Genomic DNA, 1,548 nt, shown 5'->3' with positions numbered 1-1,548 from the left:
GTGTTACGGGGTGGTGAGGTCGAAGCGGTTGACGGTGACGGCGCCGCCCAGGGATTGGGTGGCGTAGTTGAAGATGGCGAACCGGTAGCCCATGAAGAACTGCCAGGCGTTGCCCATGGTGAAGGCCGGTCCGAAGGAGGTGAAGTTCACTCCGTCGGTGCTGTAGGAGAACCGGGCCTGGCGGCCGGTGCCCGGGCGGATGTCGGCGTTGACCCGCAGCCAGATCCGTCCGCCGGAGATGGGCGTGCTCGCGACCTCGGTGCCGGTGCTGGTGGTCTGCCAGCTGCTGTTCATGGTCAGGTTGTTGGTGGCGACCAGGCGGGTCTGGCCGTTGTCGCGCCTGACGCCGATCCAGGCCGAGGAGTCGCGCAGCATCGCCAGCCCGGCCCGGTCACCGTCGCGCATGGCCGAGTAGTCCAGCTGGATCGTCGCGGTCGAGGACGGGCCCAGGATGCGGTGGGTGAGGGTGTTGCGGGCCGAGTACAGGTCGCCGGTCACCGTGGCGGTCTGCAGCCGCAGCCCGTTGCCCACGCTGTACTTGGTGGTGTCGGGGTTGTGGTTCCACTCCCATTCGGGTCCCAGCTGGGTGCCGGTGAAGGTGTCGGTCCCGGTCGGCGGCTTCACCTGCCGGGGCGGGCGCGGCACGTTGGGGTAGGGGTAGGAGCCGCCCCACGCGCCGTTCACGGTCTGCACCGTGGGCCAGCCGTCGGAGGTCCAGGTGATCGGGGCCAGGACGGGGATGCGGCCGCCGGGGTAGGCGTCCTGGAAGGCCATGTAGTACCAGGCGCCGTTTTGGGTCTGGACCAGCCCGCCCTGGTGCGGCACCCCGCCGCCGGAGACCGGGCCCCCCATGTTCAGCAGCACCTGGCGCATCTCGTACGGGCCGAAGGGGCCGTTGGTGGACTTCAGTACGTACTGCCCGTTGGCCGGGCGGGTCAAGAAGATGTAGTAGGCGCCGCCCCGCTTGTACATCCGCGACCCTTCCAGGGTGCCCACGCTGGAGGGGGTGGAGAACACCTGCTGGCTGCGGACCTCGCTCTTGCCGTCGGCCGACAGCTGGGCCACGCTGATGTTCGTGTTGCCGTAGGCGACGTACATGGTGTCGTTGTCGTCGATGAGCAGTCCGGCGTCGTAGTAGCACTTGTCGATCGTGGTGTGCCGGTTCCACGGGCCTTCCACCGAGGTGGCGGTGTAGATGTAGGTCTTGCTGAAGTCGATGCATCCGCCCCAGTAGAAGGTCTTGTTGCTCTTGCGGTAGTTCAGGAACGACGCCCAGATCCCGTTGACGTACGCCCGCCCGCCGTTCAGGTCGTACTTCGACCCGAAGTCCAGCTTGGGCACCGAGTGACCGGCGTACTCCCAGTTGACCAGGTCGTAGGAGCGCAGGATCGGCGCGCCGGGCGAGTAGTGCATCGTGGAGGCCGAGTAGTAGTAGGTGTCGTCCACCCGGAACACGTCGATGTCGGCCAGGTCCTCCCACAACACCGGATTGGAGTAGGTCGACGACGGCGGCCACGGCCCACCCGACGGCGACGGCGACGGCGACGG

At 67.6% G+C, this 1,548-nt stretch carries 1 protein-coding gene; it reads right to left on the bottom strand.

Annotated features, from left to right (window positions below; translation table 11 throughout):
• Positions 1-3 precede the first annotated feature (3 nt).
• Positions 4-1,548, bottom strand: a 1,545-nt coding sequence (locus tag B1L11_RS44500; RefSeq protein ID WP_143738010.1) for a glycoside hydrolase 43 family protein, incomplete at its 5' end; no start/stop codon positions are given.

Source organism: Microbispora sp. GKU 823, from assembly GCF_002027145.1.
Classification (GTDB): Bacteria; Actinomycetota; Actinomycetes; order Streptosporangiales; family Streptosporangiaceae; genus Microbispora; species Microbispora siamensis.
The sequence above is the reverse complement of the archived record's forward strand: the minus strand, read 5'-3'. Positions and strand labels throughout refer to the sequence as shown.